The organism is Bradyrhizobium barranii subsp. apii (genome assembly GCF_011516635.5).
Lineage (GTDB): Bacteria > Pseudomonadota > Alphaproteobacteria > Rhizobiales > Xanthobacteraceae > Bradyrhizobium > Bradyrhizobium barranii.
In genome coordinates this window covers 2,823,752-2,841,308 of the sequence record NZ_CP096255.1, presented here as the reverse complement: position 1 = coordinate 2,841,308, position 17,557 = coordinate 2,823,752, and the positions used below count along the sequence as shown (strand labels likewise).

Sequence of the window (17,557 nt, the reverse complement as noted above, 5' to 3'; positions counted from 1 at the left end):
TCGAAATTTTTTCATCTCCCGTCGTGCGGGGGCAAAACATGTATGCACGCCACCCGACATAGCCCGTACAATCACGGTGCCAAAATCGCACATCCCCTGTCGGAAATGGTCAGGCCCACTTGCCAGTCGAGTAGGATACGTTGATCGGCATCACCTCGCCGGTTCATCGCGGCGGGCTTGGACGACATCGATGCTGTACTGGCTCTTCTAGCTAGTCGCGGCTGACGTAGGTCTACCAACGACCTTGGGGTTTAGAGGCGTCTCGTGCTGAGGTTTGTATATGTTGTCGATGACGACAGTGCCTTCCGAACAGCGCTCGAACGTCGCCTGAAACTCGCCGGGTACGAAGTGGCGACCTACGCGTCTGCCGAGCAGTTGTTGGATCGCTTCCCGGACGAAAGCAAGCCCGGCTGCATTCTTGTCGATGTACGACTACCGGGAATGAGCGGTCGTGAACTCCAAACTCGATTGGACGAACTCGGTTCGACGTTGCCGATTATATTTCTTACCGGCCGTCCCGACATCCAGACCACGGTGCAGGCCATCAAGGCAGGCGCGGAAGACTTTCTGATCAAGCCGACATTGTCCGACGACCTCTTTCGCGCAATTGATGGTGCGTTCGCACGTTACGAAGTCGCGCGTGCCAAAAAGGGCAAGTTGGATGCGGATCGCGCTCGTCTGGCTGCATTGACGCCGCGAGAGCGGCAAGTATTCGAACTAGTAGCTCGGGCAAGGTCAACAAGCAGATAGCGTACGTGCTGGGCTGTACAGAGCGTACTATCAAGGCGCATCGCTCACGGGTGATGGAGAAAACGCAGGTTCAGTCATTGGCCGAACTCGTGGCGCTTGCCGAGCGGTTGGGCATCCACCGGACTGACGGCGTTGTCACCCGCCTTACGGCGACTGGGGGATGTCCCGATCGCTGTTGAACTACGTCGGGTCGACGTTGCCGGAATGAATATTACGCAGCCCTCGTGACGTGGGCAACGGACTTGATTGTCATGCGATCGTGGTGAGCTTGAAGGGCCGCACGCAGAACCGACAATTGCTTATGCGCCTTCAATCGTCGGAAGCCCTTGTTGGCCTCGATCATACCGGCCGCGACCCATCGCAAGGCCATACCGGCATCCCGCCAGCGTTTAACGTTGCGCGTGACGCGGCGAATGGTGCCCATCATGTTCTCGGCGATATTGGTACAGGCGAGCGATCGGCGAAGCTCCTTCGGCAACTTCAACCGGACGACAGTCAGGATTTCGTCGAGGCCTTCGAGGATACTGGCCGCAACGCCGGGCCATTGCTGGTCGAGTCGACGCGCGAGATTGCGGATCAATTTTTCAGCCTTGTCGGCGTCATCGAGCTCCCAGGCCTGGCGCAGCACCCGGCGGGTGGCCGCATGATGCTCTTTCGGCAGGCGTTCCATGATGTTGCGCGCCTTGTGGATCTGGCAGCGCTGGATCGCAGCGGCCGAACCGAAGGTGCGGCGGATCGCCTTCGACAACGCCTTCGCGCCGTCGGCGATGAACAGTCTTGGCACCGTCGGGTCGAGCCCGCGCGAGACCAGGTTGTCCAGCAGGGCCTGAACCGTTGCTGCATTCTCGGTCGCCCCTTCCACCAGCGCCAGCGGATGCTTGTTGCCTTCGCCGTCAACCCCGATCGCGGCCACCAGCACGAGATCGTCGTCGAGATGCAGCCCGTCGATTTGGACCACCAGAAGGTCGAGCGCGGACAGATCGGCAGCCATGAAGTCGGCCAGCCGCGCCGCCGACAGAGCCACGAACCTCCGCGAGGCCGCCGACTTCGAAATCCCCGATCCGGGCGGTGCCGGCACGTCACCCTCGGGCAGCCGGACGGCGCGGCCGAACCGGCGCGTCGACACATTGATCAGCATCAGGTTCATCGCCCAGCGACCGAGCCAGTCCTCCTGCGCCGCCGTTTCCCAGCTCGGGATCGTGACCTCGCGGCCGTCCATGCCCCGGACCCGCGGGCGATCGACCTCGATCTTGCCGCCGTGGAAACCGATCCGCCCCCGCGTTCGGCCCCAACGGTGCGCCCGCCGCGCCGCATCACGACCGTGGCGCGGCCCGCAGGCCGCTGTCACATCCGCCTCCATCATCGTGCCGAGCGCCTCGATTCCTGCCGCAAGGCAGAACCGATCGAAGCTCGCTCGCACTTCCGCAAATGATTTCTCCACAGCCCCGGTCGCCGGCCAACCAGCCGGTGTGATATCTCTCGTCATGGCGTTGCTCTCCTTTGTGGAATCAGCACCCCGAGCCTACCGGCTCAAGGTGGGCAACGCCGACCTCTTCAGAAATTCAACAGAACCCGGGACATCCCCGGCGACTGGATCCCTCGTCATTTCCGAAGACTAAGGTAGCCGGTCGCATAAGCCGCGATGCCACAAGCCACGAGAGCGAGCGCGAACCACACCCAGAGCGGGGTGGCTTTTCGCGGTTGACGTTGCTTCATTGCACCCCCCACCCCGGCCCCGAAGAGCCTCATTGAGAGGCGGGGGTGGAAGCAAGGGGGCAGGAAGCCGTAGGCTGTCGCGAGGTTGTACCAACGGCCAATTGCTAGCTCGCAAAAGTCGAAAAAGACTAGCAGCAGTTCCGCGTGCTGGATGACGGCCATGAAGGTGCGAGAGCTTGTGGAGACGCTGCAAAGGCTTCCTGATCAGGACGCCACAGTCGTCATCGGGGAAGGCCTGTCACCCAATGTCTGGCTCATCGTCGAAGGTGCCATAGTACGTGGCATTCGAACCAGGAAGGATAATTTAGATTGGGTAGGCCCCGGTAGTGAGCCGGGCGTCGAAATCGTCTAGGGTGTCTGCGCTCCACATAGTCTTTTCTGCCAGCGGCCTTGATGACTCATTCTTACTTGGTCGGCGCTGGCGGGGCTCGCGGTTACTAGCCCGCCCTATTCGTGAGAGCGCGGTATTTTGGTCCGACTGGTGCATCCGCACACCTCCGCTGACGAGGCGCACAGGATTGCCTTCGGCTTTTCACCGCCTGACGACCGGTACTTTGCAACGCGCTTGAGGGATGGGTTGGGTGAACGCGGGCGGACGCCCCACCGGTCAAGGACCGAGCGGCAGCAGCGCGCCGGGCAAGCTGCGGATCAGGTCGGCTTCGGGACATGCCGCGGCGAACGCAAGGCGAATGCGGCTCTTGGTCTCGACAACCCGGGCGGCGATTTTCAAGAGCCGAAGACGCAGCGTCGCGAACTCGGCAGTGGCCAATTCCCGGACTTTGGGAATGGCGTCGCGCACGGTCAGCATCAGCCAATAAGCGGCGGTATGGAGAACGAGGCGGACTTGATTGGCGAGCGCCGAACGGCAACTGGTGCGATCGGAGGCGAGCTGCGTCTTATGCAGCTTGATCAGATTCTCGGCTTGGCCGCGCGCGCAATACAGGCTGTCGTAGATCCACTCGGCCGAGCCGACATCGAGGCTGGTGACGACGAAGCGGATGTCGAGGCCGAGCATCGTCGCCTCAATACGGGCGACGGTGCGTCGTTCGCGATCCCAGGACTTTGCCTTGTGGCGCGTCTCGGTATAGCCGCGCAGAACCGGCAGGTTCTCGATGGCGCGTCGCGTGCGGATGTCGTCGGCGACCGCGTCGACTTTTCTGGCGAGCGGCTTGGTGCCGGACAGACCGAAGATGTAGTCGATGCCGTTGGTCTCGCACCACGCCATTGCCTCCGGCCGGGCATAGTGCCCGTCGCCACGGAACGTAATTCGCGTGTTGTGCCACCGCGTCCGGATATGCCGTACCAGGCGGCGCAGATGGGCACGCACCTCGACGCCGCCCGGCGTCTTGCCGGGCCGCAGCACGACCGCCACGGGCCGGCTCTTCTCCGTGTCGTAGACGTGGATCGGCAGGAAGCAGCGTTCGTCATAATGAGCGTTGAACAGCGAGAGCTGCTGATGGCCGTGGACGACATCGCAGGTATCATCGATGTCGAGCGTGACGGATGCCGGCTCGCGCGGGTAGCTATCCATCCATGCGTCGACCAAAGTGTAGGTCAGTCGGATCACGTCGCGCAGGCGCGGAGCATTCTCCAGGCGCGACAGCGTCGGTTGGGAACACAGATCGCGACCCGTGTCCGGCAGCCGTCCGCAGGCCAGCTTGAATGCGGGATCGGACCGCAGATGATCGAGGTCGTCGGCGTCCTCGTAGCCGCAGCAGATCGCGAACATGCGCGCGCGGAACATATCGACCAGGCTGTGCACGACCCGCGTCGGATCGCGCCGATCCGGGAACACCCGGGCCAAATTGTCGGCCAAGCCGAGACGCCGCTCGGCCATCGCCAGAAGCATCACGCCCCCGTTCGAGGTCAGCCGACCGCCATCGAAGGCAGCTGTGACTTTCTTGGCGTGAACGGCTGGAAACGAGAAGGGCAGAATCGTATCGTCGGTCATGGCGGGCGTGGTGTTCGCGGCTGAAGGTGATGGGGTTGGCTTTGCAACCGAATCCTACGCCGCATCAGCGCTTTACACCACGCTCGCCAGCCTCTCAGGCGCCCTCTGACGAATAAGACGGGCTAGAGCCGCTCAATAGCTGAATGCGTTGAACCGCCGCAGGAGAGCAGCGAGTTGATCGTGCGGGTGGTAGCTATTGCGGCGGGCGCTTTCATCGTGGCCGCCCGCCCCGTCCTGATCCTCAGCAATTAGGTAATGCCTCGATAGGTCCGCCACTCCGCCAGACGATGGGCCGCCGACGTAATCTCAGCCTCGGACGCTATCCGAAGTTTGCCGAGGAGACGAACTCGTTGCTCCGCGATCTGCTTGGCAGTTCCGCCGAGCTTTGCAGCAATTTCTCTATCCGTCTTCCCGGCAGCGAGACGCCTCAATAATTGTTTCTCGCGGGGTGTCAGAAGGATCTCGGACATCGCCAGGTCATCGCGTGTTGGCCTCACTATAGTCATTCTCCCGCGACTGTTCATGGAGGCAATACGCCGTGGGAGCATGCACGGCCCGTTAACCGCTCCGCGCCATCATCACCTCGACCAGCGCATCAACACTTAGAGTCTGTCCGGAAAGATTACCTTGGATTGCATAGCTTTCGCAGCATGAGTCGGATGGAGGCCAGCTTGAGAAAGGCGAGCGCCCTGTGATTGAAGCATTCCCAATCTTTGGACAGTCTTCGGCATCGCCCGAGCCAGGCAAAGGTACGCTCGACGATCCAGCGTTTGGGCAAGACGACGAAACGGTGAGCCTGATCGGAGCGTTTGACGATTTCGAGGTTCACGCGCTTCAGAGCGCTACGCAGCCCCTTCTGGAAATGTGGCCCTTGATATCCGCCGTCGGCGTAGAGCTTCAGAAGAAAGGGATAGAGGCCGAACAACGTTGCCATCAGGAGCACGCCGCCGTCGCGATCCTGGATGTCCGCCGCATGCACGATGGCGTGCATCAAGAGGCCTTGCGTGTCGACGAGAATGTGCCGCTTCTTGCCCTTGATCTTCTTGCCCGCGTCGTAGCCATGGAGATCATGAGGCCCCCTTTTTCAGCGCTTTTCACGCTCTGGCTATCGATGATGGCGGCGGTGGGAGAAGCCTCGCGCTCGGCCCTTTCGCGACATTCGACATAGAGGGCGTGATGAATTTTATCGAGCGTGCCGTTCCAGCTCCACAGATCGAAGTAGCCATACAGCGTCGAGCGCGGCGGCAGGTCCTTGGGGATCGCGCGCCACTGGCAACCTGTGCTCAGGATGTACATCAGCCCGTTGGCAATCTCGCGCAGGTCCACCGTACGCTTGTTGCCGCCGCGCTTGGCCGGCGGGATGCGAGGCGCGATCAGCGCCCACTCCTCGTCGGTCAAGTCGCTCGGATAGCGCAGGCGGCTGCGGTCGTAGCGTGCACGGTTCTCGGTAGTCCACATTGGCGGCGCGTCCCCATCGAATCAGGCCGCTCACCTTGAATCACAACCGATTCATTCGACTCAACATGTTTTGGAACAGACACTAAGGCTTTGGGGGTGGCCTGTTCGGCTTCATCGCACCGTCGGCGGCAATGTTGGCGACGATAATTGCTATCGCGGTCGCTTATTTTGTCTCGGCGGAGATTGCCAAGGGCCTGGCGGTTTCAAGTCCGTAAGACCCGGAGGTGAACGGCTCGGGTGAGTTGGAAGCGTTGACGGTCAGTGACCTGTCCACGCTCAAATCATGTACTGGCCGCCATTGATCGACAACGTCGACCCGGTGATGAATCCCGCCTCTTCTGCTGCCAAAAACAGGACAGCGCGCGCAATCTCTTCCGGTCGGCCGAGACGGCCGACCGGAATCTGCGGCAGGATGCTCTTCTCCAGAATATCCTGCGGCACGGCATCCAGCATCTCGGTATGGATATAGCCGGGGCAGACGGCGTTTACCGTGATTCCGAGACGCGCCGTTTCCAGCGCCAGCGCCTTGGTGAATCCAAGCTCGCCGGCTTTGGCCGCGGAGTAGTTTGTCTGGCCGAACTGGCCTTTCTGTCCGTTGATCGACGAGACATTGATGATTCGGCCATACCGTCTTGCGCGCATGCCGTTGATCACCTGTCGACACATGTTGAACACACCGTCGAGATTGGTGCGGATCACGGAATCCCATTGCGGCTGGGTCATCTTATGAAACGTGGCGTCACGAACGATGCCGGCATTGTTGACAAGAATGTCGATTGGCCCGACTGACGCCTCAACGGCCTTCACTCCGGTAGCGCAAGCGTCGAAATCACCGATATCCCATTGATGGGCTGAGATGCCTGTTCGGCTCGCGAAGGCTTTGGCGGCCTCGGCATTTCCGACGTAGGTCGCCGCTACGAGGCAACCCTCGGCCTGAAGCGCTTGAGATATGGCGGCGCCAATGCCTCTGGTACCGCCAGTTACCAATGCCACCCGCGCCATATCTAGAACTCCCGCCCTATGGTCAAAACGATACCCGGGGCGCCGGCTACCGCTTTGACGTGCGTCAAGGCTCTCGATGTCGACCTGTGCTGCTCTTCAGCCCGATCGGAACGGGAGGCACGCATGTTCAAGGACTTATTGGTGCATATTCCTACGGAGCGCTCACCGCGGCCTGCCATCGACGCTTCTGTTTCTCTTGCAATGAGTGCTTCGGCACATCTGGATGCAATTGCAACAGGATATGCTTCGACGAACGTGCCGTTTCTTGCGGAAGGCGGCGCAGCCATCGCATCGTCCCTGCAATTCGAGTATGAACGTGCGCTGGAGCGAGCCGAGGCAGCGCTGCGCGTCTTCGAGGTCGAGGCGAAGAACGTCCGGATCAACTATGGAAGGTACGCACTGAACGGAACTCTCGCCGACGCGGTTGCGAAAGCTGGTGCAGCGGCGCGCCTCTATGATCTGACGATCGTGTCACAAGGCGACCCCGAGGGCGACACGTTTGACAACCGGCTTCCGAAGGAACTGCTCTTGCAGGCGGGTGGGCCCCTGCTGTTCATTCCCTATACTTTCCGGGGTGCGTTCAAGGCGGCACGCGTCGGCATCTGCTGGGACGGCAGCCGCCTTGCCGCCCGCGCCTTGCGGGACGCGATGCCATTTATCACCGACGCAGCCGCTCTGACGACCATCACCCTCAATGCATCCGAGGTACCGCCCGATGCATCGCCCGAACGCCTCCTGACACATCTCGCGCGGAAGGGCTTGCCGGCGAAGGCCGTATCGCTTCAGGCCGACTGTAGCGATCTGCAAGCGAGCATCCTGTCGATCGCTGCGGATGAAAGCCTCGACCTGCTGATCATGGGCGGTTACGGCCACTCTCGACTTCAGGAAACGGTATTCGGCGGGGTCACGCAGGAAATGTTCCGCAGTATGACAGTTCCGGTCATGATGTCGCACTGATGGAGCACTACGTGAGGACGCATCTCGGAACTGGACGTGCCGTGGCAGGCGCCATACTCGTTGCGGGTTTGTTTTTCTCCCCTAACCCAACCGCAGCTTCGAGCGTCGAGCAAGGCCGACGTCTTGCGCTGCTGTATTGTGCGAAGTGCCACTCGACCGACAAGGTCAGCCCAAGCCCCCTCAAGATTGCTCCACCGTTCAGGACGTTACACGAGCGATATCCGATCGAGATGCTGCAGGAGGCCTTGGCCGAGGGCATCGTCACTGGGCATCCGGCGATGCCAGAATTTCAATTCGATTCCGACCAGGTCGGCGATTTCATGGCGTTCCTGAAGACGTTGGAGCAATGAGCTATCAGACGTGCGCGATCGAGAGAAGCCTTGGTCAAAATTGGTCGGACATCGTCCCGGGCTGCCTTGCCGTAACGCGCGGCGAGCGATCGATCAACACGCCGGTCCACGACGACGGGGGACCACTTATCTTTCTGCTGCTTCACGTGGAAGACGTCACCGGTCAGATTGTCCGCCGACAATAACGCTCGATCCTTGGGGACCCTCGCATGTCGAAAGCATTCAGATTGTCGTCCGCCACGATTTGCGCGCTTGCGATCGTGACACCGGCCGCAGCGGCGGACGCGGATCACGGCAAGGACATCGCAAAGCGTTGGTGCGCCGCGTGCCATCTCGTCGAAAGCGGCCAGAAGAAAGCCTCCGACCAGGCGCCGCCGTTCTCCACCTTCGCGAAGATGCCCGATTTCGACCAAAACAAGCTCGCTTTCCTTCTACTCGCACCGCATCCGAACATGCCGACGCTATCGCTGAACCGGACGGAGATCGCGGATCTCGCGGACTACGTCCGCACACTCAAGTAGGGCACGGCCCACCGCCGCCGCCAAGGTTCGAAGCCCGGGTTGAGATGGGTCAATGCGGAACTTCCGATGCACGGATAGAGTCGAAAGCGTGCCGAGCGGCGCGAGCGCGCTCAGGTGCCGTTCTTCGACGACACCGGCCGGGAGAACATCGTTGTGATTTCCCGCCGGTCTACGGCGCTGCAGCCGGACCTGTTTCCAGCAGCGCGCCGCCGCGCGGCTCTCTGTCGTGGTGCCGGTCGTCATCGGCCTGATCTTCGTGCTGCTGTTCACCACATTTGGCTCGGTGCGCCATGCCCTGCTGGTGCTGGTGCTGGTCAACATCCCCTTCGCGCTGATCGGCGGCGTGTTCGCGCTGGTCTCAAGCGGCGAATATCTGTCCGTTCCGGCGTCGGTCGGATCCATCGCGCTGCTCGGCATAGCCGTACTGAACGGCGTCGTGCTGGTCTCCTATTTCAACCAGCTACGCGCTCACGGCCTGAGCGAGGGTCGCATCGTCGTCGAAGGCGCCATGCGAAGACTGCGGCCCGTTCTAATGACGGCCAGCATCACGGCGCTCGGATTGATCCCGCTGTTGTTCGCCTCCGGTCCGGGATCTGAAGTGCAGCGACCGCTGGCCATCGTCGTGATCGGGGGGCTGGTCTCGTCGACAATGCTGACGCTGATTCTGCTGCCGATCCTGTATCGCCGCTACGGCGGCGCTGCGAAGGGGGCCAAATGACGAGCGTGTCCGTCTGCCTCACGCTGATCCTGCCGCGCCAGCTTCGCGACGAGCTCTTCGACTATCTCAGCGAACAGACCGATCTGGTGAGGGGTTTCACGGCCTTCGATGCTGCCGGACACGGCACCGCCGTGCGGCTCCAAAGCATGGCCGAGCGCGTCAAAGGGCACGCCAATCAGGTCATCGTATGGATTGTCCTACCACGGAACGATGCCGCGCGCCTGCTCGACCGGGTTCGGGCTTCGTTCACCGGCACCAACCTCGTCTATTGGATTCTGCCCGTGGCGGAATTCGGCACGATCGACTAACCGACATCGCCAAGCTGCTCAGTCCGCCGCCACGGCTTCGTAAATATCGTCCTCTTGGGCCGTATGCATGCGCACCAGCGTTTCGATCGCCTCGATCACACGCTGGGCATCTCGAATAAGATAGCGGTCGATCTTTTCTGACGGCAGGTCGGCCGCGATCCGTGCGAGCAGCCGCGCAAGGTGCAGGATCTCACGATGCGCGCGGCTCATGGCAGAGAGGCCGTGGCGTTCGCGCAGCACCTCCGCAATTTTCGGATAGACGCTGCCCTCGTCCTCGCGCTCGTGCTTCACTACACTGCCCTGAACGAGGCGATCAGCCTCTTCGATCAAGGCCGCAGCGGCGTCTGGCGGCACATCGTCGATCGCATCGACGATCTTGCGCAGTCGGTCGAGATCCCCGAACAGCGCCTGATGGTCGTGATGCAGTGCTAGGCCCTCCTCTGCGGATATCCGGCGACCGGCGCTCCCATGGGCTGGAGTGAGCGCCCGCAGCGCGTTCAGGATGACGGCAACATCGATCACCTCCTGCACGATCGCCGCCGGCACGGGATCCAGCCAGCCAACGGTAGCGGCCACCATGGCAGCTATCGACAATCCCATGCCAATAATGACGCTTTGGAGAGCGATACGCCGTGCACGCTGCGCAATTATGATCGCTTCGCCGACGCGATCAAGCCGATCGGTAAGGATGACCACATCCGCCGCCTCGGACGAGGCGCTCGCGCCGCGTGCGCCGAGCGCGACCCCGATATCGGCCACGGCCAGTGCCGGGGCGTCATTGATGCCATCACCGACCATGATGGTCGGATGCAGCCGCTGTTCAGTGCGCACCGCCTCGACCTTGTCCGAGGGAACGCGGTCAGCCAGCACGGCATCGAGGTCGAGCGCTGCTCCGATTGCCTGCGCCGCTGCGGCACGATCGCCTGTGACCATGACCATTCGTACGATGCCCGCATCGCGCAGCAGCCGGATCGCTCGCGGCGTATCAGCCCGCAGCTCGTCGGCCAGCAGCAGCGCACCGATCGGAAGGCCGTCCACGGCGACAAAGACGATGAGCGCCGAGCGCCACGATGCGCGCCGGATTGCCCGCAGCTCCCACGGCGACAGCTCGGCATGTGAGCGAAGCAACTCTCGCGAGCCCGCGGTTACCCGGCGGCCGTCGATAAGGCCGGACAAACCGGTGCCCATGGTTTCTTTGACCTGTTCGGGCGCTTTGAGCTTGAGGCCGCGATCGACGGCCGCAGAGACGACGGTCTTGGCGAGGACGTGATGCGAGGCCTGCTCAAGCGAGGCCCCAAGCGTGAGGACCTCGTCCGGATTTTCCCCCGGAGCGACTTCAACCGAAAGCAACCGCGCACCTCCAACCGTGAGAGTGCCGGTTTTGTCGAAGAGCACGGTGCGCGCACGAGCCAGCGCCTCCAGTGCCCCTCCTCCCTTGACTAAGATGCCGCGACGGGCCGCTTGCGCTACGCCGGCGATGAAGGCGACAGGTGCGGCCAGAATCAGGGGGCAAGGCGTTGCCGCCACCAGCACAGCGAGGCTGCGGGTCAAATCACCGGAGATCCACCACGCCAGGAAGGCGGTGACGAGCGTCACGGGAAGAAAGATCAGCGCATAGCGATCGGCCAACCGCACAAAGGGGGCCTTCGCAGTTTGCGCCGCCGTCACCATGCGCACAATACCAGCGTAGGTACTCTCGCCAGCCGGTGCGGTAACGGTCAACTCGAAGGTCTCACCCGCATTCAGCGAACCGGAAAGAACGGCGCTGCCGCGTGTCTTCTCGACCGGGATCGGCTCGCCCGTAACCGCGGACTCGTCGATGGTCGCCATGGCCAAACGGACGATGCCGTCGACTGGCACGATCTCGCCGGCCCGTACCAGGAGCTCTTCGCTGACCAAGACCGCCTCGATCGGAACCTCTTCGATCCGCTCGCCAGTCTTGCGATGTGCCCGGCGCGGCGCACGATCGACCAGTGACCGCAGGTCGTGCTCAGCCCGCGCGATCGCGATATCCTCCAGTACGTTGCCACCGGAATACATCAGCGCCACCACGGCGCCGGCAAGCGGCTGGCCGAGCGCCAATGCCGCGCTCATCGACAGGAGCGCAATCGCGTCCACTCCCAGTCGGCCGCCCAGCAAGTCCCTGACGATCGAGACCGCCAGTCCACCTATCACGGGTGCCGTGCCGATTGCCCATGCGAAATCGGCCAGATCAGGACGGCCGGCAGCTCGCGCAAGGATACCCGCGGTTAATCCCGCGATTGCGATTGCAACCAGAGTCCATCGTAGAACCCGCTCAAACGACATGATCTCATTCCAACACTACCTGCATCATTCTCTTCCGAAACAAGCTCCGTTGCTTGAGCAGAATCAATGACAAGTCTCGAACACTCGCCTCCAACGAACGCAGCCATTCGCAAGGCGCCGATGAGCTAGGTCAAAATCTTTCCGAGGGTTCTGGCAGATGCTCTCAAGAGGACGACCACTGGGTCTCCGGTTTCACCCAAAGATGCTGTCTATTGTCCTTGAACGAATATTTTGGTCTCCTGGAGATGCTCAGACCTCATCGCGGCGGAGATTGTTTCGGCTTAGTTGGTTCCTGAATTGACTTCATGTAGTTTAGGACAGCCTCTGCATCGTCCCTGTTGAAGCGGAAGGTCGGCATGGAGGGATGAATGCTGCTATAGCCATCCTGTAGTCGTTGCAGGAAGTCGCTGTCATAGAGTTTGGTTTCGCTGAAGCTGCGAAAGGGCGGCGCTTGCCTGTTGGGACTCGCGCCGGTCCTACCAACTGAGTGACAGCGGGCGCACAATTGTTGCAACAGCTCTTTGCCATGTTGCTGCTCCTCATCGCGCGCATGGGCGCAGGTGCTCGACCCGAGACCTATTGTCGAAAGTATCAGCAAGCATCGCATCATCGCAGTCGTTCCCGCGAAACAGTTCACCAACGCGAGGTAGCCTTGCCGTAGACATAGAGCGCAACCAGCCCGACGGTCACCACCGTCGAGAAGATCAAGATATTTCGATCCCAATCGACTCGCTCCTTCTCGGCTCTTCTGAAAGCGAGAGCCGTGAATAGGGCTTTCAAGGCAACTCGGCGCATCGAAGCAGCCCTCCCAGTCCACACGATGTCACCGCCGTTCAAAGCCAGCTTGATGCAGCTCAAAGCATGAGGTCGGTTGGCGATGGGGCCCGCTATAGCGACAAGCATAACTGCCAAACAGCGCTCCCTCCGAGAGCGATTGGTGCAATTGCGCTCAGGCGTATGGCAGGCCCACTGCGCCTACGCTTGGCGGCCGGCTTCCTCGATACTTGACCTGCCTCAAAACGTACACGCTAGTTCGGGGCTAAACTGGTCTAAATCGGAGGCGACCAATGGACGAAACGTTCAGGCGGAAAATCCTTCGGCTTCTGGATCAGCACCGGACGACGAGGATCGCTACCCTACGATCTGACGGCTGGCCCCAGGTGACCACTGTCGGCTACGCCAATGATGGGCTCGTCATCTATTTCCTTTGCGGAGCGGACAGCCAGAAGGCAGCTAACCTGGCGAAGGACGATCGGGTCTCGCTAACGGTGGATGACGATCCCACGCAAGTGATGGACATCCTGGGCCTATCGATGGCGGCACGCGCGAAGCTCGTAACGAATCCCGCCGAATTCGAAAACGCCTTGCGCCTCCTGATCTCGCGGTATCCGAACCAGAAGAGCCTTGATCTCCCCATGCCGAACACTTCGGAGGTCTGCGTCTTCCGCCTGACACCCACGATTGTCTCCCTGCTCGACTACTCAAAGGGATTTGGACATACCGACCTGATCGCGTGTTAAAGCGCCGCATCCTGCGCTAAGGGCGGGTGCGCTCGGTCATTCTGCTTTCTTTCGCCAGAACGGCTGATCGGCAGGCGGTTTTGGCGATGAGATGCCCGCTGGCGCTCGCGCGGTTGCTGTGAGTGCCCCAACCCCGAGTTGAGACGGAACATGTTCCGCAGCATGCGAGTCAACATCAGCCTCGTGATCCTGATCGCGCTATTAGCGTTGTTTCTCGTCCGCGTGCACAAGGCGGACGGATCTAAACTTGCTGCAGACAGCGCGTTTGAAGGACATCGCCTCGCGGAAGCATGGTGCAAGCCGTGTCATGCAATCGAACCGCACATGCCGGGAATGTCGGATCAGGCACCGGGCTTCGCGTCAATCGCAAACAGGTATGGAACGACGGCACTTTCGCTGAAAGTGTTCCTGAAGACCAGCCACCAGAACATGCCGAACCTCGTCATCGCGCCCGATCAGGCCGACGCTCTCGCGAATTACATCCTTAGCCTAAAGACTCAAGACTAGAACGCTGATCGGCGCGACCATGACCCTAAGCTCAGATCTTAGCGAGCCCGGTCGGCTTGCACGGTCTCGAAGAACGCAACGATCGCATCGATCTGGTATTCGACGAGCTTTGGCTTAAGCATTGCCTGGTTCGGGCCTACGCGACGGTGGTTTGACGTCAATAGCTCTCGGAGATAGTTGGCTGAAAAAGATGGCCGGCTGGCAATTTCGCTGAAGCTTGGCGCGGGGACGCGAAAGGCTGGTGTTTCCCTTGAAGCATCCGAGACAATGTGACAGAGGCCGCAGGTCCCGCGAGCGAGCGCGCGACCCTGCGCGATCTGATCTGCGAACAGCTGATCGCTGAACGGCGAGTTAACCGGCACCTGGATGGTGATTGAACTGTATCCGCTGGCGCGGTGGCAGGCATTGCATCCGTTCGTGAGATCCGAGTAAGCCTTGGCGAAAGCTGCACCATCCTTCTGTTGAATCGCGCGATCCAGAGCTTGCAGCTGTTCGGTAGTTTGGGACGAGCGCAGGCCTTCGGAGGGAGTCGGCGTTGCCTTCCGCAAGCTTGCCTGGATTTGTCGAAGCTCATAATTCGCCAAGTCCCAGTTGCCTAGCTTTCCGGCCAACCATAATTTGATGTGTTGGAATTGTATCGCGATCATAAGGTCGGACAGTTGGGACGACGTGCTGCCAGCCGACAAGTTCACCTGTGCTCCCGCATTAAATTGCGGGAGCATGGCGACAATCGCGGCGGCCATCAGCGTCCGAAACTTCATGCCAGCGCTCGAGATGATGAGGCGATGCATTAACCAAGGACATCGAACGATTTCCTTGTCGATCCGCTCAAGCGGAACTGATCAGACGAGCAGGTTCGTAAAGAATGGTTCGGTGATCCCAGCGACTGACGACTCTGTCCCATCAGAAGCGACGGGGGTGACAAATTCGCTCTTGCAGATCCAGCAGCGCCAGAGCTCTTGCGCCTCCTGAGCATTGACGCGTTCGTGCCACTCGAGGTGTACTAACCTGGAACCACGGCGAGGGCATTTTTCATCATGCGGTGTTGAGACCGGTGCCATATAGAACCTCCCTCGTGTCCGACGCGCAGCATGCGATCTTGGCAGTATGGCGAAATGATCTAGATCAACGATTTGCTCGTTCTTCCGGCAGCTGACGTGGAGGCGACCTTTGAGTTGCGCCTCGGCGAAATTGCGGATGATCATAGAGCCCCCTTACGGCGATTGGAGCATGCGACATCCGTTGTTGAGCTGGATCAATGCGGACCCGAGGAATTGGGGTTTGTAAGCATGCCGACCTCCTCTTCAGAAGCCCGGGGTTGATTTGCATTTCGCTCCGCGACGTCGACAGGAGAGCCACGATGTCCAGCAAACTTCATGCCGACGATCTGACCGCGGTTGTGCGCTACGCGCTCGAAACCACCCGTGCCACGATTGTCTGTCCTTTCCACGATCGGGTTATTATCCGCGTCGGCGACGATGCCGCCGAGAGCCATGCCTTTGAGCGGGCGAAAAGAATCATCAAGAGCGATGGCGAGTTCTGGGCATCGGACGTCCTCAGGGAAGAATTCGGCCGTCAACTCGGCGCCGCCACAGATGGCCGATGCCCGGAGTGCGATCGGAGAGATCCCGGCACCTGAAGACACGGCCCGGACTTGACTCGCGGTCTTCACTCACCACGGTGCCGGACGATCCAACAGACCTGTTCGCGCTTCGCAATTCCATCTGCTCGCCCGCGCCGCCCATCCCAGCGAACAACAAAGTGGGATCGAGTCGGAGGGTTCCGCGCAAACCGCGGCCGCAACCAGCCGGATCGCCAGTGCGGTACACGCGAGAACGAACAAGAGCGACAGCCACGATTAGATTAAATGATTAGGCTTCGACGTACGGGACGGCGAAGTTGTCGCACATTGAGGTGAACGCTTGTTTTGCTTCAGCACTCTCGAAGTAAAAATGCCTCCCTTTGTCGCCACGGTCTATCCACCAGTCGATTTGTCGTCCTCGTGTAATGCGGAACGCTTCTGCACGCAATTGATCTAATTGCCTTCCGTAGGCTCGAACAATCACACAATCTGCCATTTGGACGCTCCATCAACTAGCCAACCCCACTGAAACGCGCAAAACGCGGCCCATTCTTGCCAGTCGCTTGATTTTATGAACGTTCAGCAGCGGCAGTTGGTCCAAGAGTGCGATATGCCGGCAGATTGGTCGGTGGATCGACGCGATCGAGACGCGCCTACCGATCGTCTAGTATGTCACCGAAGCCAATCCAGCTCTTTCCGTTGAAGCGCCGCAGCTGCGATTGTTGGAACGGCAAGTAATCCTCATGGCCGGTCGTTACCGTTATTCCGGGTAACAGTAGCGGCAGCGCAATCTCACGAAGTGATGCGGCCTGGCGCATGATGTTTTCACGACTGAGATCCTTCCCGCACGCTTGCAGAACTCTCGTCAGAAGTCCCGCATAATGATAGCCCGCGGAATAGTTGGAATTGTTTAGGTCTGCCCCGGGCAGGTATTTCTTCATGAACTCCAGGAAGTCGCTCACGCCGGCGTCACCGGCCCATTGAGGATCGATCGTGTCCTTCTGATTGCTCGACGAAATCAACCCAATCGCATTTTCGAGACCCGCTGGCTCGAGAAACGAGATCGAGGAAGCCGACGCCGGAACGAAGAAGGCGTCCGGCTTCCAGCCGAGTTCGGCCACTCCTTTGATGAGCTGCGACGTGAATTTTCCGATCGTGACGCCGAACAACACATTAGCGCCAGACGCCTTCAACGTCGCCAATTGAGAGCTAATCGTTGGCGCGCTCGTCTCGTATTTTTCTTCGGCGACGATTGCGGCTTTTGCTTCGTTTCCCAGGCCTCGCTTGAAACCCGTCACATAGTCGCGGCCAAAATCGTCGTTCTGTGACAGTATTGCGATCTTGGCGTGAGGTATGTTCTGCAGGATGTGCTTGGCGTATATGGCCCCTCGGTTTCGTAGGCGAGCATTCCAGGCATGGTCCATGGAGACTTTCTTGGGTCAGCCCATTTCGTAGCCCCACTGAGAACGAACAGCTGCGGAATGCCCTTCGCATTTAGGTAACGATGAACTGCACTGTTGGTCGCAGTTCCTAGCGAGCCGAACATCAACAACACCCCCTCCTGCTCCACCAATCTACGCGTCTGCTCGACGGTTTTGGGAGGAGAGTAGGCATCGTCCACGCTGATGAATTTTACCTTTCGGCCGTTGATGCCGCCCTCCGCGTTGATTTTGGCGAAGTAGGCTTCTTGGACCCGACCAATGATACCAAAGCTGGATAGCGGCCCACTATACGGTAGCGTTTGGCCGACGCGGATCTCGCCCATGACGCTGTCTGCTAGCCCGAGGGAGCTGCCGTAGACCAAAAATACAAAGGCCAATGCCGCTCGAAATAATGTCATTGCTGCCTCTCACTTGCCATGTGTGGCGCCGTGCCCCGGCACGCAAAAATCGTTGCAGTCCACCCACGCA

General features: G+C 60.3%; 17 protein-coding genes and 4 pseudogenes. 10 read left to right on the top strand and 11 right to left on the bottom strand.

Annotated features, from left to right (window positions below; all coding sequences use genetic code 11):
- Positions 1-264 precede the first annotated feature (264 nt).
- Positions 265-929 (top strand): annotated as a pseudogene (locus HAP41_RS13560) (response regulator transcription factor).
- A 32-nt stretch (positions 930-961) separates the two neighbouring features.
- On the opposite strand, the gene HAP41_RS13555 reads toward HAP41_RS13560, so the two are convergent.
- The gene (locus HAP41_RS13555) at positions 962-2,236 is read right to left on the bottom strand and encodes an IS256 family transposase (protein ID WP_166064748.1); all 1,275 of its coding nucleotides are present in this window, start codon (positions 2,234-2,236) and stop codon (positions 962-964) included.
- A gap of 390 nt (positions 2,237-2,626) precedes the next feature.
- Between HAP41_RS13555 and HAP41_RS13550 the strand changes: the two genes are divergently transcribed.
- Entirely contained in the window at positions 2,627-2,818 is a 192-nt protein-coding gene (locus HAP41_RS13550) for a hypothetical protein (RefSeq protein ID WP_038945956.1), read from the top strand.
- Positions 2,819-3,073: 255 nt separating this feature from the next.
- Here the strand turns inward: HAP41_RS13550 and HAP41_RS13545 are convergent, their stop codons facing one another.
- From HAP41_RS13545 to phbB, 4 genes and pseudogenes are all read right to left on the bottom strand, one after another.
- A complete protein-coding gene (locus HAP41_RS13545; RefSeq protein ID WP_166053720.1) occupies positions 3,074-4,417 on the bottom strand; it encodes an IS1380 family transposase in 1,344 nt (447 codons plus the stop codon).
- 248 nt (positions 4,418-4,665) lie between these two features.
- Positions 4,666-4,887, bottom strand: a complete 222-nt coding sequence (locus tag HAP41_RS13540; RefSeq protein ID WP_166101120.1) for a LuxR C-terminal-related transcriptional regulator — start codon at positions 4,885-4,887, stop codon at positions 4,666-4,668.
- A gap of 152 nt (positions 4,888-5,039) precedes the next feature.
- Positions 5,040-5,875 (bottom strand): annotated as a pseudogene (locus HAP41_RS13535) (IS5 family transposase).
- A 276-nt stretch (positions 5,876-6,151) separates the two neighbouring features.
- Positions 6,152-6,877, bottom strand: a complete 726-nt coding sequence (phbB, locus tag HAP41_RS13530) for an acetoacetyl-CoA reductase (protein WP_166101127.1) — start codon at positions 6,875-6,877, stop codon at positions 6,152-6,154.
- 123 nt (positions 6,878-7,000) lie between these two features.
- Between phbB and HAP41_RS13525 the strand changes: the two genes are divergently transcribed.
- From HAP41_RS13525 to HAP41_RS13505, 5 genes and pseudogenes are all read left to right on the top strand, one after another.
- A complete protein-coding gene (locus HAP41_RS13525) occupies positions 7,001-7,834 on the top strand; it encodes a universal stress protein (RefSeq protein WP_166101132.1) in 834 nt (277 codons plus the stop codon).
- Positions 7,834-8,184 carry a c-type cytochrome gene (locus HAP41_RS13520; RefSeq protein ID WP_224580863.1) on the top strand — a complete coding sequence of 117 codons (351 nt, stop codon included), beginning with the start codon at positions 7,834-7,836 and terminating at the stop codon, positions 8,182-8,184. The genes HAP41_RS13525 and HAP41_RS13520 overlap by 1 nt, the downstream gene beginning before the upstream one ends.
- Before the next feature lie 209 nt (positions 8,185-8,393).
- A complete protein-coding gene (locus HAP41_RS13515; protein WP_166101135.1) occupies positions 8,394-8,705 on the top strand; it encodes a c-type cytochrome in 312 nt (103 codons plus the stop codon).
- Between the two features lie 193 nt (positions 8,706-8,898).
- Positions 8,899-9,423: pseudogene (locus HAP41_RS13510) on the top strand (efflux RND transporter permease subunit); the annotation flags it as partial.
- Positions 9,420-9,731 carry a DUF3240 family protein gene (locus tag HAP41_RS13505; RefSeq protein ID WP_166101140.1) on the top strand — a complete coding sequence of 104 codons (312 nt, stop codon included), beginning with the start codon at positions 9,420-9,422 and terminating at the stop codon, positions 9,729-9,731. The pseudogene HAP41_RS13510 and the gene HAP41_RS13505, both read left to right, overlap by 4 nt.
- Positions 9,732-9,749: 18 nt before the next feature.
- Here the strand turns inward: HAP41_RS13505 and HAP41_RS13500 are convergent, their stop codons facing one another.
- From HAP41_RS13500 to HAP41_RS13490, 3 genes are all read right to left on the bottom strand, one after another.
- Positions 9,750-12,038: a heavy metal translocating P-type ATPase gene (locus HAP41_RS13500; RefSeq protein WP_166101145.1), complete on the bottom strand. Its 2,289-nt coding sequence runs from the start codon at positions 12,036-12,038 to the stop codon at positions 9,750-9,752.
- 256 nt (positions 12,039-12,294) lie between these two features.
- A complete protein-coding gene (locus HAP41_RS13495) occupies positions 12,295-12,645 on the bottom strand; it encodes a c-type cytochrome (RefSeq protein WP_414643298.1) in 351 nt (116 codons plus the stop codon).
- A gap of 26 nt (positions 12,646-12,671) precedes the next feature.
- On the bottom strand, positions 12,672-12,833 hold the full coding sequence (locus tag HAP41_RS13490; protein ID WP_208012674.1) for a hypothetical protein: 162 nt from the start codon (positions 12,831-12,833) through the stop codon (positions 12,672-12,674).
- Between the two features lie 272 nt (positions 12,834-13,105).
- Between HAP41_RS13490 and HAP41_RS13485 the strand changes: the two genes are divergently transcribed.
- Positions 13,106-13,558, top strand: coding sequence for a pyridoxamine 5'-phosphate oxidase family protein (locus HAP41_RS13485; protein WP_166101148.1), 453 nt, complete (start codon positions 13,106-13,108; stop codon positions 13,556-13,558).
- A gap of 150 nt (positions 13,559-13,708) precedes the next feature.
- Positions 13,709-14,065 (top strand): c-type cytochrome, encoded by a 357-nt coding sequence (locus tag HAP41_RS13480; RefSeq protein WP_166101150.1) that lies wholly within the window; start codon positions 13,709-13,711, stop codon positions 14,063-14,065.
- 38 nt (positions 14,066-14,103) lie between these two features.
- Here the strand turns inward: HAP41_RS13480 and HAP41_RS13475 are convergent, their stop codons facing one another.
- A complete protein-coding gene (locus HAP41_RS13475) occupies positions 14,104-14,826 on the bottom strand; it encodes a hypothetical protein (protein ID WP_166101152.1) in 723 nt (240 codons plus the stop codon).
- Positions 14,827-15,425: 599 nt separating this feature from the next.
- Between HAP41_RS13475 and HAP41_RS13470 the strand changes: the two genes are divergently transcribed.
- Complete coding sequence (locus tag HAP41_RS13470) at positions 15,426-15,704, top strand: hypothetical protein (RefSeq protein ID WP_166101155.1); 279 nt, start codon at positions 15,426-15,428, stop codon at positions 15,702-15,704.
- Between the two features lie 232 nt (positions 15,705-15,936).
- On the opposite strand, the gene HAP41_RS13465 is transcribed toward HAP41_RS13470, so the two are convergent.
- Together HAP41_RS13465 and HAP41_RS50340 are read right to left on the bottom strand one after the other, a co-directional pair.
- Positions 15,937-16,143: a hypothetical protein gene (locus HAP41_RS13465; protein ID WP_166101159.1), complete on the bottom strand. Its 207-nt coding sequence runs from the start codon at positions 16,141-16,143 to the stop codon at positions 15,937-15,939.
- 157 nt (positions 16,144-16,300) lie between these two features.
- Positions 16,301-17,487, bottom strand: a pseudogene (locus tag HAP41_RS50340) (ABC transporter substrate-binding protein).
- Positions 17,488-17,557: the final 70 nt, after the last annotated feature.

What these genes read in the sequence shown, in the direction of transcription:
- HAP41_RS13495 (WP_414643298.1), bottom strand. Translation starts at nt 12,645, where the DNA reads ATGCGATGCTTGCTGATACTTTCGACAATAGGTCTCGGGTCGAGCACC.
- HAP41_RS13545 (WP_166053720.1), bottom strand. Translation starts at nt 4,417, where the DNA reads ATGACCGACGATACGATTCTGCCCTTCTCGTTTCCAGCCGTTCACGCC.
- HAP41_RS13515 (WP_166101135.1), top strand. Translation starts at nt 8,394, where the DNA reads ATGTCGAAAGCATTCAGATTGTCGTCCGCCACGATTTGCGCGCTTGCG.
- HAP41_RS13540 (WP_166101120.1), bottom strand. Translation starts at nt 4,887, where the DNA reads ATGTCCGAGATCCTTCTGACACCCCGCGAGAAACAATTATTGAGGCGT.
- HAP41_RS13490 (WP_208012674.1), bottom strand. Translation starts at nt 12,833, where the DNA reads ATGCGCCGAGTTGCCTTGAAAGCCCTATTCACGGCTCTCGCTTTCAGA.
- HAP41_RS13465 (WP_166101159.1), bottom strand. Translation starts at nt 16,143, where the DNA reads ATGGCAGATTGTGTGATTGTTCGAGCCTACGGAAGGCAATTAGATCAA.
- HAP41_RS13525 (WP_166101132.1), top strand. Translation starts at nt 7,001, where the DNA reads ATGTTCAAGGACTTATTGGTGCATATTCCTACGGAGCGCTCACCGCGG.
- HAP41_RS13555 (WP_166064748.1), bottom strand. Translation starts at nt 2,236, where the DNA reads ATGACGAGAGATATCACACCGGCTGGTTGGCCGGCGACCGGGGCTGTG.
- HAP41_RS13520 (WP_224580863.1), top strand. Translation starts at nt 7,834, where the DNA reads ATGGAGCACTACGTGAGGACGCATCTCGGAACTGGACGTGCCGTGGCA.
- HAP41_RS13550 (WP_038945956.1), top strand. Translation starts at nt 2,627, where the DNA reads ATGAAGGTGCGAGAGCTTGTGGAGACGCTGCAAAGGCTTCCTGATCAG.
- HAP41_RS13470 (WP_166101155.1), top strand. Translation starts at nt 15,426, where the DNA reads ATGTCCAGCAAACTTCATGCCGACGATCTGACCGCGGTTGTGCGCTAC.
- HAP41_RS13480 (WP_166101150.1), top strand. Translation starts at nt 13,709, where the DNA reads ATGTTCCGCAGCATGCGAGTCAACATCAGCCTCGTGATCCTGATCGCG.
- HAP41_RS13485 (WP_166101148.1), top strand. Translation starts at nt 13,106, where the DNA reads ATGGACGAAACGTTCAGGCGGAAAATCCTTCGGCTTCTGGATCAGCAC.
- phbB (WP_166101127.1), bottom strand. Translation starts at nt 6,877, where the DNA reads ATGGCGCGGGTGGCATTGGTAACTGGCGGTACCAGAGGCATTGGCGCC.
- HAP41_RS13500 (WP_166101145.1), bottom strand. Translation starts at nt 12,038, where the DNA reads ATGTCGTTTGAGCGGGTTCTACGATGGACTCTGGTTGCAATCGCAATC.
- HAP41_RS13505 (WP_166101140.1), top strand. Translation starts at nt 9,420, where the DNA reads ATGACGAGCGTGTCCGTCTGCCTCACGCTGATCCTGCCGCGCCAGCTT.
- HAP41_RS13475 (WP_166101152.1), bottom strand. Translation starts at nt 14,826, where the DNA reads ATGAAGTTTCGGACGCTGATGGCCGCCGCGATTGTCGCCATGCTCCCG.